At 65.9% G+C, this 22,407-nt stretch carries 18 protein-coding genes; 8 read left to right on the top strand and 10 right to left on the bottom strand.

The features are described from left to right. Positions 1-20: 20 nt before the first annotated feature. Positions 21-1,787: a gamma-glutamyltransferase family protein gene (locus NMQ11_RS15060; RefSeq protein ID WP_255169270.1), complete on the bottom strand. Its 1,767-nt coding sequence runs from the start codon at positions 1,785-1,787 to the stop codon at positions 21-23. A gap of 135 nt (positions 1,788-1,922) precedes the next feature. Then, a complete protein-coding gene (gene kynU / locus NMQ11_RS15055) occupies positions 1,923-3,257 on the bottom strand; it encodes a kynureninase (RefSeq protein WP_255169269.1) in 1,335 nt (444 codons plus the stop codon). A gap of 157 nt (positions 3,258-3,414) precedes the next feature. On the opposite strand from kynU, the gene NMQ11_RS15050 reads away from it, so the two are divergent. After that, positions 3,415-4,362, top strand: a complete 948-nt coding sequence (locus NMQ11_RS15050; protein WP_255169268.1) for an alpha/beta hydrolase — start codon at positions 3,415-3,417, stop codon at positions 4,360-4,362. Positions 4,363-4,414: 52 nt separating this feature from the next. On the opposite strand, the gene NMQ11_RS15045 is transcribed toward NMQ11_RS15050, so the two are convergent. Both NMQ11_RS15045 and NMQ11_RS15040 read right to left on the bottom strand, forming a co-directional pair. Continuing rightward, a complete protein-coding gene (locus NMQ11_RS15045; RefSeq protein ID WP_255169267.1) occupies positions 4,415-5,236 on the bottom strand; it encodes a class I SAM-dependent methyltransferase in 822 nt (273 codons plus the stop codon). Between the two features lie 93 nt (positions 5,237-5,329). Next, positions 5,330-6,148 (bottom strand): helix-turn-helix transcriptional regulator, encoded by an 819-nt coding sequence (locus tag NMQ11_RS15040; protein ID WP_255169266.1) that lies wholly within the window; start codon positions 6,146-6,148, stop codon positions 5,330-5,332. Positions 6,149-6,483: 335 nt separating this feature from the next. On the opposite strand from NMQ11_RS15040, the gene NMQ11_RS15035 reads away from it, so the two are divergent. Further along, complete coding sequence (locus tag NMQ11_RS15035; protein ID WP_255169265.1) at positions 6,484-7,227, top strand: hypothetical protein; 744 nt, start codon at positions 6,484-6,486, stop codon at positions 7,225-7,227. A 294-nt stretch (positions 7,228-7,521) separates the two neighbouring features. Here NMQ11_RS15035 and NMQ11_RS15030 read toward each other — a convergent pair whose 3' ends face one another. Continuing rightward, positions 7,522-9,891 carry a PAS domain-containing protein gene (locus NMQ11_RS15030; protein WP_255169264.1) on the bottom strand — a complete coding sequence of 790 codons (2,370 nt, stop codon included), beginning with the start codon at positions 9,889-9,891 and terminating at the stop codon, positions 7,522-7,524. Between the two features lie 774 nt (positions 9,892-10,665). Here NMQ11_RS15030 and NMQ11_RS15025 point away from each other — a divergent pair. Continuing rightward, positions 10,666-12,084 carry a serpin family protein gene (locus NMQ11_RS15025; protein WP_255169263.1) on the top strand — a complete coding sequence of 473 codons (1,419 nt, stop codon included), beginning with the start codon at positions 10,666-10,668 and terminating at the stop codon, positions 12,082-12,084. Positions 12,085-12,107: 23 nt separating this feature from the next. Here NMQ11_RS15025 and trpB read toward each other — a convergent pair whose 3' ends face one another. Beyond that, a complete protein-coding gene (gene trpB, locus NMQ11_RS15020) occupies positions 12,108-13,265 on the bottom strand; it encodes a tryptophan synthase subunit beta (RefSeq protein WP_255169262.1) in 1,158 nt (385 codons plus the stop codon). A 313-nt stretch (positions 13,266-13,578) separates the two neighbouring features. On the opposite strand from trpB, the gene NMQ11_RS15015 reads away from it, so the two are divergent. From NMQ11_RS15015 to NMQ11_RS15005, 3 genes are all read left to right on the top strand, one after another. Beyond that, the gene (locus NMQ11_RS15015) at positions 13,579-15,219 is read left to right on the top strand and encodes an acetate--CoA ligase (RefSeq protein ID WP_255169261.1); all 1,641 of its coding nucleotides are present in this window, start codon (positions 13,579-13,581) and stop codon (positions 15,217-15,219) included. 158 nt (positions 15,220-15,377) lie between these two features. Beyond that, entirely contained in the window at positions 15,378-16,574 is a 1,197-nt protein-coding gene (locus NMQ11_RS15010) for a PQQ-dependent sugar dehydrogenase (RefSeq protein WP_255169260.1), read from the top strand. A gap of 121 nt (positions 16,575-16,695) precedes the next feature. Continuing rightward, on the top strand, positions 16,696-17,157 hold the full coding sequence (locus NMQ11_RS15005; protein ID WP_255169259.1) for a hypothetical protein: 462 nt from the start codon (positions 16,696-16,698) through the stop codon (positions 17,155-17,157). A 67-nt stretch (positions 17,158-17,224) separates the two neighbouring features. On the opposite strand, the gene NMQ11_RS15000 is transcribed toward NMQ11_RS15005, so the two are convergent. From NMQ11_RS15000 to NMQ11_RS14985, 4 genes are all read right to left on the bottom strand, one after another. Beyond that, positions 17,225-18,088 (bottom strand): alpha/beta fold hydrolase, encoded by an 864-nt coding sequence (locus tag NMQ11_RS15000; protein WP_255169258.1) that lies wholly within the window; start codon positions 18,086-18,088, stop codon positions 17,225-17,227. Between the two features lie 11 nt (positions 18,089-18,099). Then, positions 18,100-18,864, bottom strand: a complete 765-nt coding sequence (locus tag NMQ11_RS14995) for an enoyl-CoA hydratase/isomerase family protein (RefSeq protein ID WP_255169257.1) — start codon at positions 18,862-18,864, stop codon at positions 18,100-18,102. Positions 18,865-19,081: 217 nt separating this feature from the next. Next, a complete protein-coding gene (locus NMQ11_RS14990) occupies positions 19,082-19,504 on the bottom strand; it encodes an SPW repeat domain-containing protein (RefSeq protein ID WP_345781469.1) in 423 nt (140 codons plus the stop codon). A 293-nt stretch (positions 19,505-19,797) separates the two neighbouring features. Further along, on the bottom strand, positions 19,798-20,565 hold the full coding sequence (locus NMQ11_RS14985; protein WP_255169255.1) for an SDR family NAD(P)-dependent oxidoreductase: 768 nt from the start codon (positions 20,563-20,565) through the stop codon (positions 19,798-19,800). A gap of 257 nt (positions 20,566-20,822) precedes the next feature. Here NMQ11_RS14985 and NMQ11_RS14980 point away from each other — a divergent pair, with 257 nt between their 5' ends. Both NMQ11_RS14980 and NMQ11_RS14975 read left to right on the top strand, forming a co-directional pair. Then, complete coding sequence (locus tag NMQ11_RS14980; protein WP_255169254.1) at positions 20,823-21,260, top strand: RidA family protein; 438 nt, start codon at positions 20,823-20,825, stop codon at positions 21,258-21,260. Continuing rightward, positions 21,257-22,405: an acyl-CoA dehydrogenase family protein gene (locus NMQ11_RS14975; RefSeq protein ID WP_255169253.1), complete on the top strand. Its 1,149-nt coding sequence runs from the start codon at positions 21,257-21,259 to the stop codon at positions 22,403-22,405. Before NMQ11_RS14980 ends, NMQ11_RS14975 begins: the two co-directional genes overlap by 4 nt. Positions 22,406-22,407 lie beyond the last annotated feature (2 nt).

Raw genomic sequence — 22,407 nt, 5'->3', positions numbered from 1 at the left:
CGAGAACGAACGGTGGCGCGTTACCCCTCGTCCGGCGGCGAAACTCGTCCCTCGGCGGTGGAGATCCGCGGTTCGGCGCCGACCTGCACGCGGTCTCCGTCCTCGTCGACGACGATCATCGTCGCCGAGCCGAACGAGCCCCCCTCCTCGACGTCGTGGCCGCGGTTCTCGAGTTCCTCGATCAGCGCCGACGGGTAGTCGGACTCCACCTGCACGGTGTTCTCGTACTCGTATGGGTACTGCGTGGAGGGGAACGCGGTGCTGACGAACCGCGGGTGGTCGATCGCTTCCTGGGCGTCGAGGCCGAACTCGACGACGTGGAGGAACTGCTGGGTCTGGCCCTGGGGCTGGGTGTCGACGCCGGTGTTCCCGCCCAGAACGTACGGTCGCCCGTCGCGCAGCGCCATGTAGGGGTTCGACGTGTGACGCACCTTGTAACCGGGGGTGAGTCGGTTGGGATTGCCCTCATCGACCGCGAGCATCCGCATCCGGTTGTTGATGTGGATACCGGTGTCGCCGATGACGAGGAACTGCGCGCCCAAGCTGGTCGTCACCGCCGCCGCGTTGCCGTTCCCGTCGACGACGTGAAACGTGGTTGTGTGGTCGGCGTCGGTGCTCTCGATCCCGGAGTCGATCGGCCACTCCCGCGCCTCGTCCATCTCGATCCGGTCGCGCTGGCTCGCCGCGTACTCCTCGGAGAGCAGCTCGTCGACAGGGACGTCGACCCGATCCGGGTCGCCCACGTGGTGATAGCGGTCCGCGAAGGCGAGCTTGATCGCCTCGACCTGGGCGTGGACGGCGTCGGCGTCGTCGGACTCGAGCCCGGAGAAGTCGTGGGCCGCCAGCTTGTTCAGCGCCAGGAGTTGGGTGATCCCCTGGCTGTTCGGCGGGTTCTGGTACACCTCCACGTCGCCGTACTCGATCGAGATCGGCTCGACGATCTCCGCCTCGAACCCCCGGAAGTCCTCGCGGGTGAGATAGCCGCCGTGCTCGTCGGCGTACTCGACGATCGCGTCGGCGATCGGCCCGCGGTAGAAGTGGTCCCGCGCCGCCTGGATCGCCTCGCTCTCGCCCTCGTCCAGGCGGTCGGCGTAGACCTCGGCGAGCGACTCGAACGTGTCGGCCATCTCGCGCTGGTAGACGGTGTCGCCCTCCTCGAGGAACTCGCCGTTGGGCGCGTAGATCGCCGCCGCGGCCGACCGATCGCCGATCTCGTCGGCCCCTCGATCGAGCCAGCCCGCCATCTCCGGACTGATGGGATACCCCTCCCGGCCGAGGTCGATCGCCGGCGCCAGCACCTCCGCGAGGTCGAGGGCGCCGTAGCGCTCGAGCCACAGCATCCAGCCGTCCCAGGCGCCGGGGACGATCGCCTGGTGGATGCCGTCGTCGCCCGCCCGCTCTTCGAAGTCCTCGACCGTCGCCTCGGCGCCGACGGGGCCGACGCCGTCGACGCTGGTCACCTCCTCGACCTCGGCGTCGTAGTACAGCGCCCAGGTGCCACCGCCCAGCGCGGAGGAGAACCAGGGTTCGACGACGCTGAGCGCACAGGCGACGGCGACGGCGGCGTCGGCTGCCGTCCCGCCCCCCTCGAGCACTTCGAGTCCCGCGTCGGTAGCGAGGCGGTGCTGGGAGACGATCGCCGCGGCGTCGGCGCTCGGGTGTTCGACGGCTCCGTCGTCCGCCGCCCCGGGACCGTCTTCCGCCGCCTCGAGACAGCCGGCGACGCCCGCGAGTCCGACGCCGCCGCTTCCCGCGAGAAACTCGCGTCGGCGGAGTGGGGTGGTCATCGAACGCCCTACACCGGTCCGGACTAAATCGGTTGGGGGTCCCTCGCCGACCCTGAAAGACGCCTCGAGCGACGCGCCCGCTCGGTCGATAAGGCGTCCCCTCGATCCGACGAGCTGTCCGTCCGGTCGGGGGACCTACGTGACGCCGTCTCCCTGGCGCTCGTACTCCTCGTACTCCGCCTCGTCGACGATCTCCGCGACCGCGTCGACGACCTCGCGGACGTCGCGGTAGCCGGTGTACAGCGGGGCCGGGCAGACCCGGATCACGTTCGGCGGCCGGAAGTCGACGACGATCCCCCGGTCGCGCAGCGCCTGGCTGATCCGGTAGGCGTCGGCGTGCTCGAGGGCGACGTGGCCGCCCCGCCGCTCCGGTTCCCGCGGCGTCCCGACGGAAACGCCGCGATCGGCCAGGTGCTCGTCGGTGAGGCTAATGAGGTAGGAGGTCAGTTCGAGTGACTTCTCGCGGATCGCCTCGATGCCGGCCTCGCGGGTGATCTCGATCGCACCCTCGAGCGGCGCCGCGGAGAGCACCGGAATCGTACCGATCTGCCAGGCGCCAGCGGTCTCGGCGGGCGTGTACTCGAGGTTCAGTTCGAACTGCGTCTCCTTGTGGTGGCCCCACCAGCCCGCCAGCGCGGGCGTGAGCCCGAAGTGATCCTCGTTGACGTAGAGGCCCGCAATAGCGCCCGGTCCGGCGTTCATGTACTTGTAGCTACACCAGACCGCGAAGTCGACGCCCACCGCAGAGAGCTCGTGCGGAACCGCGCCGATCGAGTGGGCGAGGTCGAACCCCGCGAGGATGCCCCGCTCGTGGGCCGCCTCGGTGATCCGCTCGACGTCGAGTAGCTGGCCGCTGCGGTAGAGCACCGACGGCATGAAGACGATGCCGACGTCCTCCTCGTCCATCGCCGCGACGATATCGTCGGTTTCGATCGTCCGGCCGTCGCGGCTCTCGACGAGGTGGCAGTGCTCGTCCGGGTCGAGCCCGCGCTGGCGCAGCTGGGCGCGGATCGCGTAGTGGTCGGTCGGGAAGTCGAGGTCGTTGACTAAGACGGCGCGAGCGTCCGTCTCGCCGACCTCGCCGCGCTCGAGCGCGTCGAGGAAGGTGCCGATCAGCGTGTGGATGTTGACCGTCGTCGAGTTGCCGACGACGACCTCGTCCTCGCGGGCTCCCACGAGCGGCGCCAGCTCGTCGCCGAGCCGCTCGCCGTAGTAGAACCACGGCGGCTCCGCGTCGGTCCACCCGCGGATGGCGAGTTCGCGCCACTCCTCGACCGCCCGCTCGAGGCTCGCCACCGCCGCGTCGGAGACCGGCCCCAGCGAGTTGCCGTCCATGTAGTGGGCGTCGGGGACGTCGAACCGACCCCGAAAGGCCGCGAGCGGGTCCGCCTCGTCGCGCTCGCGGGCGTAGTCGGCACCGGTCCGGTGATCGCGCTCCGTCGCCCCGTCCTCGCCCGTACTCGAGTCCATGTGCGACCCTCACGGGGAATCTACACGAACGTTTCGGCGCGACCGCCTCGTACTACGGGCGGTCGGTTGCCGTTCGCCCACCGACCGTGCGCGCCGCTCGAGGCCCGACCGCCCGCCTGCCGGTGGATTAACCTCCCCCTGGGACGAGCGTGGGGGTATGGCAGACGCGAGCGACGAACTCGATCCACAGCTTGCAGCGGTCGTCGAGGAGATCCAGGCGGCGGGCGTGCCGCCCTGGCACGCGATGGCCGTCGAGAGCGCCCGCCGGGTCGAAGACGAGGTCTTTTCGGCGGGCGGCGGCCCCGAGATGCGATCCGTGCGGGACCTGAAGATCGACGGCCCCGGGGGGCCGATCCCGATCCGGGCCTACCGCCCCGACGTCGAGAACCCGCCGACGGTCGTGTTCTACCACGGCGGCGGCTGGACCCTCGGCACGCTGGACTCGGCCGACGACATCTGCCGGGAGATCGCCGCGCGATCGGGGAGTCTGGTCTGCTCGGTCGACTACCACCTCGCGCCCGAGCACCCGTTTCCCGCACCCCTCGACGACGCCCACGCGGCCCTCGAGTGGGCCGCAGAGTACGCCGACAGCCTCGGCGGCGACCCCGATCGCCTCGCCGTCGCTGGCACCAGCGCCGGCGGCAACCTGGCAGCCGCGACGGCGCTGCGGGTGCGCCCGGACGGTCCCGACGGGACGATCCCGCTCGCGGGCCAGTTCCTGCTGTATCCGATCACCGACCGCGCCTTCGACACCGATTCCTACCGCGAGCACGGCGACGGGCCGCTGCTCACCGAGGCCGATATGCGCTGGTTCTGGAACCAGTACCTCCGGAGCCCGGTCGACGCGGCGAACCCCTTCACGGCGGTGCTGCGCGCGCCGGATTGTTCCGGGGTTGCCCCGGCGACGGTGCTCACGGGCGGTCACGACGTGCTCCGCGACGAGGGTGCCGCGTACGCAGAGCGACTCGAGGCCGACGGCGTTCCCGTCCACCACGCTCACTACCCGTCGCTGGCCCACGGCTTTCTGAGCCTCACGGACGCCGTCGAGGCGGCCGACGCGGCGATGGACGACCTCGCAGAGCGGATGCGGGCGGCACTCGGGTGAGCGGGCGCCCTGACGAACAACCGCCGACCCGGGGTGCTCCGTGGATCCGGCGCTACCGGCCGGCGGTGACGACGTACGACTCCATGGGTGAGACGACGCCCTCGTCGTCGGCGTACTCCTCGAGCGCGCCCTCCACCTCGCGGACGAGCGGCTCTCGAACGGCTTCGTCGGCGAGCTGCGCGGCCAGCGGCGAACTCGCGACTTCCCGGCGCACGAACTCTTCGATCGAGGGGTACCGCACCGATCCGACCTGGACGGTGATCGTCCCGGCGTCGAACCCTGCCTCGGAGACGATTTCCCGGAGGTCGGCGATCCCCCATTCGGGGAACGGCGAGCGCATCATCGCCCCGGCCTCGTCGCCGACGTGCCGTTCTAGCGCCTCGACCAGTACGACGTAACCGGGGTTGTACTCGAGCGGCCGCCAGACGCTGAGCGCCAGGCGCCCGCCCGGAACGAGGACGCGGCGCATCTCCTCGAGCGCGGCGGCCGGATCGTCGAAGAACTGGAGCGCCTGCTGGCAACAGACGACGTCGAAGCTCCCCTCCGAAAAGGGCAGATCCGTCGCGTCCCCCCGTCGCCACTCGATCGGGGGCCGAACGTCCGCAGCGGTCTTCTCCGCGACGGCGAGCATCCCCTCGTTCACGTCGAGTCCGACTACGGATCCGCCCTCGCCGACCCGCGAGACGGTGGATCGAGCTACGACGCCGGTTCCGCAGGCGACGTCGAGGACGCGATCTCCCTCGCGCGGACCGGCGGCCTCGACGAGCCGTTCGGCCCACGGGGCGAAAATGGCCGGAACGAAGTATCGTTCGTACGCCTCCGCGGCGTTCTCTTCTAGTTGCCAGCCCGACAGTTGACGTGCCTGATCGCTCATGGTACTTCACTACGAAAACCGACGCCGCGCGCGGAGTTGTAACTGTCTAGTGAAATATTTCACGGCGTGAAAGCGGGGGCCGACGTCGGCGGGTCACGGGGGCGATCCCGTCGAGACGAGGTCGTCCGCCTCCTCGAGCGGTCGAGCGCGCGCTCGGTACCGCTCGTAGATCGACTCGCCCCACCCGCACGCCTCCGGGTCGTCCGTGTCGACGATCGCGCGCAACGCGCCGGTGTCGGGTTCGAAGCAGCAGATGCTGAGACGCTCGTCGGAGAGACAGATCCCGCACCACTCGCTGTTCGGGAGTTTCTCGGATAGCAGGACGGCGTAGTTATCTCGAGCCACCGCTTCGGCGATCGTCTCCGCGTTCCAGGCCAGGAGCGCCTCGAACACCTCGGGCGGGTAGATGAACTCGCACTCCAGCCCGTCGAGGATGCGATCGAAGTAGGCCTCGAGGGCGCTCGACTTCACCATCGCCATGCCGAACCCTCGTATCCGCTCTGCGGCCTCGAGCAGCTGACGATCGCGCTCGATCGGTTCGTACGGGTAGCCGGGCCCGGGGTACGAAACCTCCGCGTCGACCACCAGCTCGAGGCTGAACCCGGGGGCGTCGTGGGGAAGCCACGGCCAGACCTCGCGGAGTCGGCGCTCGGCCGCCATCGAATCGACGAACGCCGCCAGTCGGTCCGCGACGAACTCGCCGAGTGCGGTCAGCCGGTACGTTCGCCCCTCCCGTTCGATCCAGTGGCGGTCCTGGAAGTCGCCGAGAACCCGCCCCATCGTCGGCGACGACGCGCCCGTCGCCTCTCGCAGGTCGTTCCGGTCGCGAGGGCGTTCGCTCAGCGCCTCGAGGACGCCGACGCGGTGGTTCGAGGCGACGAGGAACTCGATGTCGTCGAGTGCGTGACACATGACGTGTGTTACGACGTGGCAAGCCATAACCTTTCGAGGCGGCGCTGTTGGAACCCTCATCACCTGACAAAACGGACCTGCTGAATACAGGCACGAATGTAGCACGACACCCCCGTTTGTTTCACGCCGAAAGCAGTGAACCATCCGCTCACTACACGTGCGAATGTCGCACGAAATTCGACTCGATTTGCGACGGTAGTGATTGGTCAGTACAGGACGCATACTTTGCACGCTGTGGGGATCTGCCACTACTGCCATCGGTCGGGCGTTCGAACCCGGTGGTTCTGGACTGTATCACAGCATTATACTCTCTGGCACACGTACACCTGCTATCGATGGATACAACTGACGCGGATCTGATTGGGATTCTCTGTGATGACGATCAGCCGGTGTTCACTGCCATCGCTAGATGCCTTAGAGGCGCGGGACATGAGGTTCAGTTCTTCGATCCGCGATCCGAACTTTCTCCAGGTCATATCGACGATGTCGCTCTGCTCGTTAACAAGCAGGTGTTTCCGCACAATCTCCCCGCGCTCAGGTTTGCACGGCGAACGGGGACGCCCCTGTGGAACAACCTCATCGCGACGGTTGCGTTAAGTTCCCGGCTAATCGGACTCCGGGCACTCGAGGCGGTCGGGTTCCGCACTCCCCAAATGACCTTCGAGAAACCCAAATTCGAGTACGTCGCAAAACCCTACTACATCTGGGATGGTGACGTCGAACTGAACGGCGAGGGAGGCTTCTATCAAGAACTGATCGCTACGGACCCTGTCGATTACAAGTACTACGCTGTCGATAATGGAACGCGAGTCCAGACGGCGGTCAAGCGTGTGACTTCGAAACTCTATGGCCCCAAACGGTTCCTGAATCAGGTGCGCCCCAGACCGATGCTCGCGCGCCGTCTGCGTCGCCTCGTCAACCGGCTCGATATCCGAGGCGTTGGTGTCGATTTTGTCAAAGATGACGAAGACCAGTTCTGGGCCGTAGACGTCAACCTCGCCGCAGGCTATCGGAATAGTGGAGTAGAACCCGCTCTCTGCCAATCGATTCGTGCGAGTCTCCCCACCGATAATCTGTAAGCTACTTCTTCAAGTACCGAAGAGAGAGGGTGCTGCTGCATCCATGCTCTGTACTGAGCGTTCGACCTTCCGCGTTGATCGCTCCTCAATCCGTGCCACATTCGCGCCCTCTATTCAGCATACTACTTTTCGTAGTTTACTGCTCTATTGTCGGATTCATCCCCGCCGTGAACGGCGAGGCTTTCTCTTCGAATCTCCGTAATTGGCCTGCCCAGTGGCTGGCAGACGTGATGAACGGAGGGTGGGGGTCCTCTAGCCATAACGAGATTCCGCAATTCGTCGCATGCTGACCGGTTACCCCGCCGAGACGAAATCGACGTCCTGAAATTCGATCCGCGCGCCACCGGCTGCGCTCTCCGACACTGCACACGACCACCCGTACAGATCGGCCAACTCTCTGACGAACGCCAGCCCCAACCCGGTCCCACCTTCATCGGCTGTCGTAGTGAACCCGGATTTAAACACGTCATCTCGGTTTTCAGCCGGGATCCCGGATCCATCGTCCGCCACGAAGAACTCGTTCGATCCACCCCCCACCTGAACGGTGACGTCCGCGCCACCATGTTGAACTGCATTTTCGAGGAGATTTCTGAACAGGTGCTGGAGGTACGTCTGGTCCCCTCGTATCTCGCCGTCGATATCGACGTGGAGTGTTGCATCGGGTGCGTCCACTTCATCCCAGGCGTCCTGAACTACGTTTACAAGCGATACCGGGGTCCGTTCACCAACGGTCTCGCGTCCGTGCGTTAAGACCAGCAGGACGTCAACGATATTCTCGATCCGGTCGAACGCTTCGACGACGTAGTCAACGGCCTCCGGAGCCGTCTCAGCCGGCAACCGCTGGCTGTAAATCTGGCCGATTGCGACCGGGTTCCGCAGTTCGTGGGCGATCATGCTGGCCAGACTCTCGAGGCGCTCGTTCGACTCCTCGAGTTGGTCGATCGTCTCCTCGAGTTTTCGTTCGCGCTCAACCTGCTCGGTGATGTCCTGGGCCGCTCCGCGGAACGACACGGTGTCACCGTCATCGATCTCCGGAACGCCCTGCAGCCGGAGCCAGCGGATCTCGTCGCTGGCCGTCCGGATCCGCACCTCTACGTCGAAGGGCTCGCCCGAGTCGAGCGCGTTCTCGACGGCGCCCTCGACGACCGGCTGGTCGTCCTCGTGGTACATGTCGAGCGCTTCCTCCAGCGGCGGTTCCTCGTCGTCAGGTACCTCCAGGAGATCGAAGATGTGGTCGGTCCAGAACACGTCCATCGTGTCCGGGTCGATCTCCCAGCCGCCAACGTCGGCGATGAGCTCGGTTTTCTCGAGCAGGTCGAGCGCCCGTTCGAGGTCGCGTTCGCGATTCTTCTCTTCGGTGATGTCGCTCGCCATACCGATCCATTCAACGATGTTTCCGCCATCGTCTAGCATCGGTACCGCACGTGAGAACGTCCAGCCAACAGTTCCATCGACCTGGTCTACCCGGTGTTCCAGCTCGAAGGTGCTCTTGGTTCGAATCGCTTCGTCGATGGCCTCCGTGACACGCTCCCGGTCATCCGGGTGAATGTATTTCTCAAGCCAATCACTGGTCGGTTCCTGTATATTGGCGATGAAGTCCTGCCCCTCGAGGTATTGCATTTGGCTCCAATCGTGGCTCATGCGATACACGACGTCCGAGCTGGCGTCGAGCAACGCTCGGAATCGCTCCTCGCTTTTCTGAAGTGCCTCCTCGGCCTCCTTGCGCTCGGTTATATCACGCGTTGTCCCGGCGATGGCTTCGACTTCCCCCTCGTCGTTGAGTACCGGTGCAAAGATATAGTCGTAGATTCGGCGACCGAGTTCGGCATGCTCGAACCCTACCTCGCCGCGGATGGGTTCTTTTGTCTCTACAACGTGGTCAATCTCGCGTTCGTGCATCTCCGCGTGCCACGGCTCGTAGCCAATTTCCCGCAGGGTCTTTCCTATGGACTCTTCGAAGGTCTGACCCCACATTTCCAGCAGCGCCTCGTTGGCGAATATGAAGCGATAGTCGAGATCGAACGCGTACACAAGGTCGGGAGTACTTGAGATAATAGTCTCGTAGAGCCGCCGCTCCTGTTCAGGCTCAGGGGTCACTCCCGTCAGCTCTGTCTCCGCTTCCTTGCGGTCGGTGCTATCAGTATTCGCGTGCGACTCCGCAGTCTCGACGGCGTACGCGATCGTTACTCCTAACTCTGCGAGCGATTCTCGCTCGGCCGTCCCAAATCCTTGCGACCGGGTAGTTGCCAGCTGCAAGACACCGTATAGCGTCTTTTCGTACACGAGGGGGATGGCCGCGCAGGTTTGGTAGTCTTGTTTGCGGGCGTGGTCGCGCCAATCCTCACAAGGAGGGTCGTCAATGAGATTCTGTCTAACCGCGACCTCCCGTGTGCGCACTACCTCGTTTGCCAGTTCCTGTGGAGGTGGTTCCTCTTTGGCGGGAACCTCATTGAGCGTCTTCTCTGCAAACCCGGCGGAGGCTGCCGGAATAATCTCCTCTTTCTCCGGATTATAGCGCCCAATCCACACAAAGGAGTACAACTCCGATGCTACGAACTCCTCGCAAACGCGTTGTTGAATCTCGTTTGCGGTGATAGCCGGAACCAACCCTCGGGTGACTTCTCCGATCACCTCGTTTATGGAGTGTCGTCCGTCAAGGCTCATTGATTATTCTATGTCACCAGAATTGGTTTACTTCTACCGGTTGCGGAAGTCGGTCTGTTCTACCCCACTCCAGGCTAGAGCCACAGCGGTCCACCGTGATGGATAGATGCTATAGTGTGGATGCGTTTTTGATATTTATCAGGAGATAGGTTATCGTTTCGGTGACTGCTTAGCCTGAGCGATCTCCACCGTCGCAAATCAACCAGAACCTTGTGCACCATTCGCGCTATCTATTCAGTAGAGACGCAACGAACTACCGAACTGCTGTCAGAACGGGCGTGATCGACTCAGAGCATGAGTGCAGCACGACAACTTCGGTTGTTTCACGCCGAAATCAGTGGACCACCTGCTCACTATATGTGCGAACTTGACAGTCAGAACACTTTTTATTAGCTAAATACACCTGTTAGATATGGTATTTGAAGTTCTGTTCAGTTACACTGTATTTTTCGGAGTGTTGTTCCTCGCAGGTGTCTTGGCGGCGTCATACGCCGGAACAACACTGGCACTGAAGAAGTTTTTTGGAACCGAGCATCAGGAACGACCGGGAAATGAACACCGATAATTGTATCCCTGTACTGACCGATCACTCCCCTTCGCAGATCAACTTTCAACCCGTGATACATTCGCGCTGTCTAGTCAGCACGACCCTCGAAAGCTATCACTGGCCAAGGGTTTCGACGAGACCTTCCAGGCGAATTCCCGCCGACCAAAGCTCAAACGGCGATTTCACCCTGCCGAAAGCGTTTATCCGTGGCCGTCCGCTGGTCTACTATGCCCTCCGACAGACGAACCGTGCTCGCGCTGACCGGCGCGCTCCTCGCTGGCGCAGCCGGCTGTCTCAGTGACGACCCCGCGGACGACGATACCGGCTCTGACGACCCCGGTGACGACCACGCCGATGACGACGACTCCGCAGCCGGCTCGAGCGACGGAAACGGCTTCGACGGGTACGACGTCCCCGACTTCCCCCAGCTCGAGCTCGCCACCGATCCCGAAATCGACGAGACCGCCCTGGCCGAGCAGGTGCGAGGCAACCTCGAGCTCTCCTTCGACCTGCTCGCGCAGCTACGCGAACAGGAGCCCGACGACAACCTCTTTTGCTCGCCGTACAGCGTCTCGGTCGCGCTGGCGATGACCTACGCGGGCGCCCGCGGCGACACCGCCGCGGAGATGGCCGACGCGCTCCGGTACGAACTCGAGGGCGACGACCTCCACCCCGCCTTCGGCGCGCTCGAGGCCGAGTTCGCCCGGCGTAACGAAGACGGCGAGGACGTCGACGACCCGACCGGCGAGGGCCACGACGGCCCCGCCTTCCAGCTCTCGACGGCCAACTCGACGTGGGGCGAGGAGGGGGTCGATTTCGACGAGGCATTTCTGGAGCTACTCGAGGCCTACTACGGCGCCGGGATGCGACTCGTCGACTTTTCGGGCTCGCCCGAGGAGGCCCGCGAGCGGATCAACGAGTGGGTCGAAGAGCGGACGAACGACCGGATCGAGGACCTCCTTCCCGGGGGGTCGATCGACGCCTCCACGAGACTCGTGCTGACGAACGCGATCTACTTCGAGGCGATGTGGAAGTACCCGTTTTCCGAGGAGGATACGGAGCCGGCGCCGTTCACTGGCCTCGATGGCGAGGAAACCGAGGTCGAGATGATGCACCAGTCGATCGAGGTACCGTACGCCGAGATCGGCGGTCACCAGCTGGTCGAACTGCCCTACGCGAACGACGACACGAGCATGGTGATCGTCCTCCCCGCAGCGGGCGAGTTCGACGCGTTCGAAGCGGCGTTCTCGGTCGACCGGCTCGCGACGCTGCTCGGCGAAACCTCCCGCCCGGAGGTGGAGCTCGCGATGCCGACGTTCGACATCGAGTCGAAGTTCAGCCTGGTCGAAACGATGCGAGAACTCGGGATGGAGCGGGCGTTCGGCGACGCGGATTTCTCGGGAATGACCGAGGGCGATAACGGGCTCGTCATCTCCGAGATTATCCACCAGAGCTTCGTCGAGGTCGACGAACTGGGGACGGAGGCCGCGGCGGCGACCGCCGTGGTGATGGAAGAGAGCGCGCCGCCGGATCGCGTCGAACTCACCGTCGATCGCCCGTTCCTCTTTTTCGTCCTGGATCGGCCGACGGAGACGCCGCTGTTCGCCGGACGCGTCGTCGACGGGGAAACGCTGCAGGAGGAGTAAGGCGGTAGCGCCTCGCGGCTGCACTACTCGAAGGAGAACAGCTCCGCCGCGGTCTCCATGTCCTTGTCGCCGCGACCGGAGAGGTTGACGAGGATCGTGTCGTGCTCTCCCTCATCTGCGAGCTGGAGCCCGCGGGCGACGCCGTGGCTCGACTCGAGCGCCGGGATGATCCCCTCCGTCTCGCTCAGCTTCCGGAACGCCGCCAGCGCCTCGTCGTCGGTGACGCCGGTGTACTCGCAGCGACCGATCTCGCGGAACATGGCGTGCTCGGGGCCGACGCCGGGGTAGTCGAGTCCGGCGGAGACGGAGTGGACCTCGACGTCTTCGTCGATCACGCGGGTCTTCATTCCGTGAATGACGTCGTCGTTGCCGGCTGCCAGCGGGGCGGCGTGGCGACTCGAGTCCGCCCCCTCGCCGCCGCCTTCCGCCCCGTAGAGGGCGACCTCCTCGTCGTCGCGGAAGGCGTGAAAGAGCCCCATCGCGTTCGAGCCGCCGCCAACACAGGCGACCGCCGCGTCGGGCAATCCGCCGGTTCGGTCGATGAACTGCTCGCGGGCCTCCTCGCCGATGACGGACTGGAAGTCACGGACCATCCGCGGGAACGGGTCGGGGCCGACGACACTCCCGACGAGGTAGTGGGTGTCCTCGACGTTCTCGACGAGGTCCTCGAGGGCGGCGTCGACGGCGTCGGCCAGCCCCTCGCCGCCGCGGGTCACCTCGTTGACCTCGGCGCCCATCAGGCGCATCCGGAAGACGTTCATCTTCTGGCGCTCGACGTCCTTCTTTCCCATGTAGATCTCGGTCTTGAGACCGAACAGCGCGCCGACCATCGCGGTCGCGGTGCCGTGCTGGCCGGCCCCGGTCTCGGCGATCAGTCGCTCTCGACCGGCCTTCTTCGCGAGCAAGGCCTGGCCCAGGCAGTTGTTGATCTTGTGTGCGCCGCCGTGGAGCAGGTCCTCGCGCTTGAGGTAGATTTCGGCGTCGTAGGGCTCGCTCAGGTTCTTCGCGTGGTACAGCGAAGTCGGTCGACCGGCGTACTCCGCGAGGTGGTCGCGAAACTCGGCCTGGAACTCGTCGCTCTTGCCGATCTCGTCGTAGGCGTTCGCCAGTTGCTCTAGCGGTTCCTCGAGTGGCTCCGGTACGTGCCGCCCGCCGTATCCTTCGAAGTCGCCGTGAGACATGCGTCGAACATGTCCGGCGCGATAGATAAACCTACGCTCCGCCATACCATGGCACGGTGTACGAAGGAGTCGCCCGCTGCCGACTCCGGTACGATTCTGTCCCCCACGGCGGCAACGTCACACCTCGTTCCGTCAGTGTATAACTCGGTCTTCTGACGTACTCTTTCGGCGACTCTCTCTCTACATCTGCACCCACCGACGATCGTGTCCATGGAGCGACTATTGTAGACAGTAAACGGCGGAGGGAGGCCACCGGACGGGGGCGTTCCGACGGTAGAACTATACCCGTGAGCCATAGTAGCGAGTACCATACATGCAGGACACCGTTCCGACCGAGAACCTCCCCGACGAGGACGTACAGCCGACGTACTTTCACGCGGTTCCCGAGGTACACTACCCGGAACGGTTGAACGCGGCCTACGAGATGGTCGATCGGCAGGTCGAGGCCGGCCGGGGTGAGGAGCCGGCGGTGATTGCAGACGAGGAGACGCTGACGTACGAGGAGCTCCGCCAGCGGGTCAACGGGGTCGCCAACGCCCTCCTCGAGCTCGGCGCCGACGCCGGCGATCGGGTGTTCGTCCGGTTTCCCAATCGACCGGAGTACGTCGTCACCTGTCTCGCGGTCCAGAAGATCGGCGCGATCACCGTCCCGTCGATGAAGCTCCTGCGAGCGAACGAGATCAGCTACGTCGTCGAGAATTCGGGTGCCTCCTACGCCGTCGTCTACGACGACCTGCTCGACGAACTCGAGATCGCCCGCGAGGAACACGGCCTCGACGGGCTCGAGGAGATCGTCGTCGTCGAGGACAACGGGATCGACCACGACCACCACTCCTACGACGACCTGCTGGCGGGGGCGAGTACGGACCTCGCCGAGCCCGACACCCACCGCGACGATCTGGTGATGATCGCCTACACCAGTGGCACCACCGGGAAACCGAAGGGGACGGTCCACACACACCGCCAGATGATGGCGATCACGGACACCTACGCCCGCTACTGCCTTGAGCCCGAGCCCTCGGACGTGTTTACGAGCAACGCGCCGATCGCCTTCACGTTCGGCTACGGGATGCTGGTCGCCTTCCCGCTCCGGTTCGGCGCCACGACCCGGATCATCCAGGACCCCACCCCGAAGAAGCTGCTCGACGCGATCCAGGAGGACGAGGTGTCGATCCTGGCGTCGATCCCGACCGCGTACAACCAGATGCTCGCCGAGCACGAGGACCTGATCGCGGAGTACGACCTCTCCTCGCTGCGCCGGGCGGTGAGCGCGGGCGAGCCGCTCCCGCCGAGCACGTACCAGGACGTGGTCGACAGCCTGGGGGTCGAGCCGCTCGACGGCATCGGCTCGACGGAGATGCTCCACATCTTCATCAGCCACCGCCACGACGACGAGATCGACCCGACGGCGACCGGCTTCCCCGTCCCCGGCTACGAGTGCAAGGTCGTCGACCCCGACACCTACGAGGAACTCGACCGGGGCGAGCCCGGCATCCTTCTGGTGCGTGGCCCCACGGGCGTCACCTACTGGAACCGGCCCGAGAAGCAGCGCGAGAACAGCCACGACGGCTGGAGCATCCCCGGCGACATCTTCGTCCACCGCGAGGACGGTCGCTTCGAGTACAAGTCCCGCCGGGACGACCTGATCATCACCGGCGGCTACAACGTTCCGGGGCCAGAGGTCGAGGACACCCTGCTCGAGCGCGAGGAGGTGTACCAGACGGCCGTCATCGGCGTCCCCGACGACGAGCGAGGCCAGCTCGTCAAGGCGTTCGTCGTGCCCGAGGAGGGCGTCGATCCGGGCGCCGAGCTCACCGAGGCGCTCCAGGACCACGTCAAAGAGCGCATCGCCCCGTACAAGTACCCTCGCGCGATCGAGTACGTGACCGATCTCCCGACGACGGAGACGGGGAAGATCCAGCGGGCGAAGCTCCGCGAGCGCGAGCGGGAGTAGCGGGCTGAACCGATCGAAAGGGTCTCGGACCGCTCGCGTGAGGCTGCGATGGCCGCTCGGTGTCCGCGGCGACCGCCTCACGATTTCAGGCCCGGTATCTAAGTGCGATCCCGTCGTGAGTGACGTCTACACCACACACGGTACCACGCCCTCTACCCATGACACCTCCCTCCCTCGACCGACGAACGTTCGTCCGAACCGGTGCCGCCGTCGGCACCCTCGCAGCCGCCGGCTGTCTCGCAGGGCTGACCCAGGAGGACGACCTCGAGGGGGCCGCCCTCGAGACGGTCGCCGAGGGGTTCGACAGCCCCTGGGGGATCACGTTTCTCCCCGACGGGGACGGGATTTTGCTCACCGAACTCGAGGGACGGCTGACCCTGCTCGACCGCGGGGGAGAGGACGTCCGGCAGGTCGACGGCGTCCCCGAGGTGTACGCGGAGGGCCAGGGCGGCCTGCTCGACGTCGCCCTTCACCCCGAGTTCGACGAGGAGCCGTGGGTCTACCTGACCTACGCCGCCGCGAACGACGAGGGCGAGTCGACCACCTACGTCGGCAGGGGACGGCTCGATCCCGGGGCGCCGGAACTCGCGGAGTTCGAGGAGCTGTTCGTCGCCGAGCCGTTCCTGGACGGCGACGGCCACTACGGCTCGCGGGCGGTCTTCGGCGAGGACGGCTCCCTCTACGTGACGACCGGCGACCGCCAGCGCAAGGACTTCGGCCCGGACCACCTCTCGCAGGACCTGACGAACGAACTCGGCAAGACGTTGCGCCTCGAGCCCGACGGCTCGGTCCCGGAGGACAACCCGTTCGTCGGGGAGGAGGACGCCCAGGACGCGATCTACAGCTACGGCCACCGGAACGCCCAGGGGATGACGGTCCACCCGGAGACGGGGGCGATCTGGCAGTCAGAACACGGCGAGGAGGACGGCGACGAGCTCAACGTCATCGAGGCGGGGGGCAACTACGGCTGGCCGATCGCGGCCTACGGTTGTGAGTACGGCACCGACGACCCCGTCGGCGAGGATCCCGACGAACTCGAGGAGACGATCCCGCCGGTCTACTACTGGGAGTGCAACACCGGCGGGTTCCCGCCCGCGGGGATGACCTTCTACGACGGCGACGCCTTCCCCGACTGGGCGGGCGACCTGTTCGTCGGCAACCTCGCCGGGGAGTACCTCGGCCGGTTCAGCGTCGAGGGCACCGAGCCCGGAGAGATCGACGTCGAGGAAGAAGAGCCGCTGCTCGAAGAGCGCGGCTGGCGAGTTCGGGACGTCGAGGTCGACCCCGAAACGGGCGACCTCTACGTGCTGGTGGACGACGCCGACGCGCCGCTCGTGCGACTCGTGCCGGAGTAGCCGAGCCGATTCGACCGGGCGAAACGATGAAGTAGTGAACCGATTCGATCGCGTGAGACGGTCCGTCGACCCGATTCCTGACTGACGACAGCTATTTGATCGTGTCGGAACGACGTTCAGTATGGACGACAGTCCGGATCTCGTCCTGTTCGGGATCGCGTTCGGTTTCGGGGCGGTCGTCCCGGCAGGATCGCTGTACGCACTGACGGCAGTGTATTCCACCAGCACTGTCGGAGGGACGCTCTCGCTCGTTCTCCCGTCCGCCTGGATCGCGGTGATCGCGCTGGGAGCGGCGCTGCTGGGCGGGTGGTTGCGACTGCCGACGGACGCGCTCCTGGGCGGCGGGATCACCGGGACCGTCGTCGGCTTCTGGGCGTTCGCGACCCTGGTTGGATGGAGTTTCGTCATGTTCGCGGCCGCCCCGCTCGCGGTGCTGGCGATCGTCGCTGGGGCGTGGGGCGGGTACGAACGGGCCCGACGACACGGGGATACCGAGGAGCCGCCGTACGGGACGTGGCGACACGTTTTCACGGTGCTCGCCGTCCTGTTGCTCGCGATACCTGCGCTGTTGCTCTTCGCCTGAGGCTCGAGCCTCGCGACCCGGTTCGAACCGCCCGTCGGTAGCGCTCTCCATCTCGCGTCTGCGCCGCTCACTCGTCGAAGAACGAGGCGATAGACGCTGTAACTGTTTCTCGAGCCGTTGGTGAGAGGAGATGCTTCTCCCCGGCCAACACCGCTTCCTTCGTGAGTCCGGGCAGCCGGGAGCGGGCGCGAGGGGCGACCGTCTCGGGCGGGAAGAACGGATCGTCCTCGGCGACGTACAACGCAACCGGTGCGGTGAACTCGCGGAGTTCGTCGGCGGTTGCGCTCGGAAACTCCCGCTCGAGGCTCACGTGCCGGAGCGAGGCGGCGACCGTCTCTCGAACGATCGGCTCCGGGGTCGGCTGCGTGACCATCGCCGCCAGCGTGCGATCCAGCAGCCGTTCGGAGCCGAGAACCCGGTACAGTACCGCGGGGACGACGACCGACAGCATCGACGCGAGCGGCCCGGTTCCGAACCCCGCCGGGACGACCAGCGCGGCGCGGTCGACTCGCTTCGGTGCGACCGCCGCCGCTCGGAGGACGATGCCCCCGCCGTAGGACGTGCCGATCATCGGGGCCGATCGGAGGTCGAACGCCTCGAGGAGGTCGACGACCCACTCGCCGTAGCCGTTGCCGGCGGGGTCGACCCGCGCCTCCGCGCTGTACCCCGGCTGTCCGATCGTATCCGGCGCGATCAGCCGGCGGGTGTCGGCGAGCCCGCTGTACCACTCGAGCGTCAGCGGGTTCGTGGCGTTGCCGCCATGGAAGACGACGACGGGCGCGCCGTTCTCCGGTCCCGCCAGGAGGACGTGGGTCTCACCGTGGCGCGTCTCGACGTACCGTTCGTCGACGTCGATCTCGAGGGTCTCGAGGGCGGCGGCGTAGGCTTCCTCGAGCGCCCGTCTCCCCGCCGGTGAGCGATAGACTGCCATCCGGGACCGGGTCACTCCCACTCCGGCTCGCGGTCCTCGAGTTGGGCCGAGACGCCCTCCTCGTAGTCGGGATCCTCACGGGCAGCCTCGAGCGACACCGCCTCGAGGTACGACCGCCCCGCGCGGGGCGACATCTCCGCGGTGGCGTAGATGCCGTCTTTGAGCTTGCGGAGCACCCGCGGGCTCTTCGCGGCGAGCGATTCTGCCACGGCGTCGACCTCGTCGTCCAGATCCTCACTCGGCACGCTGCGGGCGACGAGACCCCGCCGGTCGGCCTCCTCGCCGCTGATCGTTTCGCCCGTCAGCATCATGTCCAGCGTCTTCGTCAGGCCGACCTTGGCCTGGAGCATCGGCGGCGAGAAGTGGTTCACGATCCCCAGCCCCACCTCGGGCTGGCCCAACTGGGCGTCTTCTGCGGCGATCGGGATGTCCGTGTGAAGCATGAGGTCGAAGCCGCCGCCGAGGGTGTAGCCGTCGATCCGCGCGACGGTGGGTTTGCCGAGTCCCATCATCGCCTCGAACAGCTCGTTCCAGCTCTCGGTGAAGGGCTCGAGGGCGTACTCCCGCTCCCTGGCCTCCTTGACGTCGCCGCCGGCACAGAACGTTTCCCCTTCGCTCTGGAAGACGACGACGCGGACGTCGTCGTCCGTCTTGTACGCCTGCACGCGGTCGATGATCTCCCGTTTGGTCGGCATGTCGACCGCGTTCAGCGCCTCCGGGCGCTGGAGTTCGATCCGCGCGATCCCGTCCTCGATCGAGAACCCTGCGTTGACCATGTGCCGCCGTCACCGCGGCCCGTTGTAGTCGTTTCGTCGACTCGAGGGGGAGGGCGGATGCGTGACGTGAGAGCTGATCCCGCGTCAGGGTTATCCGTGCAACGTCCGCGTGCGGATGGAACGGTTACGCATCTCCGCCACGGGGCGGGCTACTTATTCCGTAACTCGTTCGGACGACGGTGTGTTCGAGAAACCTAAACGGGAATCACTGACTGAGTTAGGCACGAGCACGGCCGTGGGCTGGCGCGTCGGCCTTCCCGTTCGCGTAGGCGTTATAGGCGGAAATCGCCGCAATAACCAGCCCGGCGACGAGGGTACTCGTCGCCAGTTGGTCGCTGCCCATCTCGATGACGTACGGTGAGATGACCGCCCACAGCCCGAGCAGGACGGCCAGCGACGCGATACCGACGCTTGCCAGCTGATCTTTCGAGAGGCGGTAGAAGTTGTACCCGGCGAGCAGGAAGATCGCCGTCCCGACCATAGTATTGTTCCATACGGCCGTCTCCGTCGCTTCGAAGACGAAGGGCGAGGCGACGAGCCACAGCCCGACCAGCGCGACGAGCGCGCTCAGCCACTGCATTACGTCCGTGTTCAGCGTATCACGATTGGTCTCGGTCTCAGTGCCCACACTGGATGGTATCTCGCTCTGATCGTCTGTTCGATGGTGTATCACTCATAATGGACTCCGAGCGGTATAGCCTGCGCCGGGGAATAACGAGAGTGCAGGCGGCTGCAGGGACGCTCATTGATCACCGCCTCTGCACTGTCTGCCAGTCCTATCTATACCCAAAATCGAACCAGGTGGGCAACTCGCTGGTCACCGTCTACTCGGCCCGTCGAAGCGGGGTGCGAAACGATACCTGAGATCCCTGTACTCACCGTGACTTTCACACCTGTATCTGAAATGACGAAACTGAACCCCCGCTCTACCGGTCACTGGGTCGTCCACCCGCCGTCGACCACCAGACACTCTCCCGTGACGAACGAGGCCATCTCGCTCGAGAGAAACGCCACCGCGCTCGCCACCTCCTCGGGATCGGCGAACCGACCGGCGGGCGTGCGCTCGAGCAGCCGCTCGTACAGCTCCTCGTTTTCCTGCACTGGCTCGGTCAGCTCCGTGTCGACGTACCCCGGCGCGACCGCGTTGACCCGGACGTCCGGGGCCCAGTCGAGCGCGGCGCTCTTGGTGAGCCCGACGAGGCCGTGTTTCGAGGCGACGTAGCCGTGCTGGCGCTTGATCCCCACGAGGCCGGCCGTGCTCGCGACGTTGACGACCGCACCGCCGCCCTCGAGCAGGTACTCCCCCGCGGCGTTCGTGCAGGCGAAGGCCCCCTCGAGGTTCACCTCGACGACCCGCTCGAACGCTTCGGGATCGACGGTCTCGGGGGTGCCCATCCCCTCGAGCGGGTTGATCCCCGCGTTGTTCACGAGCACGTCGACACCGCCGAGCTCGTCGACGACGCGTTCGAAGAGGGCGGCCACGTCGTCGGCGTCCGTCACGTCCGTCGGCGCGACCAGCGACTCGCCGCCCGCCTCGCGGACGTCCTCGACGGCCGCCTCGACGTCTGCCTCGGTGCGCGACACCGGCACCACGTCGGCCCCCGCGGCGGCGAGGGTGCGGGAGATCGCGAGGCCGATTCCCCTGGTGCCGCCGGTGACGACGGCGACCTGGCCCTCGAGGTCGGCGTCGGTTACTGGCATGGGTTCCTCCGTGGCTCTCGAGCGAACACTGGATTGCGCATGACAGTTCTCGATCACGCGCCGGGGCAAAGCGTGTTTCGCCGGAGCGCGGTCTGCAGACGAGTGCTTGGCTGCCAGTGAGAACACCGCGAGAGCGCCAGTCCCCTTTCAGTCCCACCCGCGGTGGCTGGTTCGACCGGCCGATTCGGGCGGTTCCTGCGAGTCGAATCGCCCCGACGAGGCGTAGCTTCTTTACCGCCGCTTTCGACGTGTGACCCATGCGCAAGCAGATCGTCACGCCGGAGGAACTCGCACCCCCGAAGGGGTTCAACCACGGCCTCACCGTCGAGAACGGCGAGTTGCTCTTTCTCGCCGGCCAGGACGCGTCGGGCCCCGACGGCGACATCGTCGCCCCGGGCGACCTCGTCAGCCAGTTCGAACAGGTGATGGCGAACCTCGCGGCGGTCGTCGAGGAGGCCGGCGGCTCGAGTGCGGACATCGTCAAGCTGAACGTCTTCGTCGCGGATCGCGATGCCTACCGCGACAACCTGGAGGAAATCGGTGAGATCTTCGCCGACTACGTCGAGGAGTACCCCGCGATGGCGCTGTTCGAGGTGAGCGGCTTCTTCAAGGAGGACGCGCTGATCGAGATGGAGGGCTTCGCCGTGATCGATCCGGCCGGGCCGGACGACGACCACGATCCCGGTGCGCTATGACCGAGCGCTTCGAACTCGAGGAGCGCCACGAGGCCCACCGCGAGGAGGTTCGCGAGTTCTGTGAGGGGACGATCGAATCCGAAATCGACCGCTACGAGCGCGAGGGGGAGTTTCCCGTCGATCTCGTTCGACTGATCGGCGAGGCTGGCTTCACGGGGGTCCCCTTCCCCGAGGACGTCGACGGCGGCGGCGCGGACTACCGCTCGTTCGCGATCACCGTCGAGGAACTCGCTCGCACCTGGAAGCTCACCGCCGGCGCGGTCAACATCGCCTGCGGGCTCGTGGGCTATCCAATCTACGAGTTCGGCACCGACCGCCAGCGCGAGGCGTGGCTGGCGCGGATCTGCCGCGGGGAGTGGATTCCGGCGTTCGCGCTCACCGAGCCAGAAGCCGGTAGCGACGCCGCGAACCTCGAGACCACAGCTAAAAACGAGGGCGGCGAGTGGGTGATCGACGGCCACAAGATCTGGACGACCCACGGCGCAGTCGCCGACTTCCTGCTCGTGGTCGCCAGAACCGGCGGGGAGGGCCACGAGGGAATCAGCCTCATCGGCGTCCCGAACCCCCGCGAGCGTGAGGGGTTCGCGGTCGTCCGGAACATTCCCTGCATGGAGGGCGACACCGCCGTCGAGAGCGAGTTGCGGTTCGACGGCCTCCGAGTGCCCGCCGAGAACCTGGTCGGCGAGGAGGGACGGGGGTTCCGGTACATCATGGAGGGCCTCGACATCGGTCGACTCGGCACCGCCGCCCAGGGCGTCGGCATCGCCCAGGGGGCCTTCGAGGCCAGCCGCGAGTTCGCCGGCGAGCGCGAGCAGTTCGGCAAGCCGATCCGGGAGTTCCAGGGGGTCGGCTTCAAACTCGCGGACATGGCCGCTCGAACCGAGGCAGCCCGCCTGTTGACCCTCTCGGCGGCCGACGGCCGGGATCGGGGCGAGCGGATCACACAGGAGGCGGCGATGGCGAAGACGTTCGCCACCGACGCCGCGATGGAGATCGCCACCGAGGCGGTCCAGGTCCACGGTGCGCGGGGGTACTCCGAGGACTACCCCCTCGAGCGCTACATGCGCGAGGCGAAGGGTACCCAGATCTACGACGGGACCAACGAGATCAACCGGCTCGTCGTCGCAAATCGGCTCTACGAGTGATC

The sequence above is a fragment of the Natrononativus amylolyticus genome (assembly GCF_024362525.1).
Classification (GTDB): domain Archaea; phylum Halobacteriota; class Halobacteria; order Halobacteriales; family Natrialbaceae; genus Natrononativus; species Natrononativus amylolyticus.
This window is presented reverse-complemented; position numbering and strand designations above follow the sequence as displayed.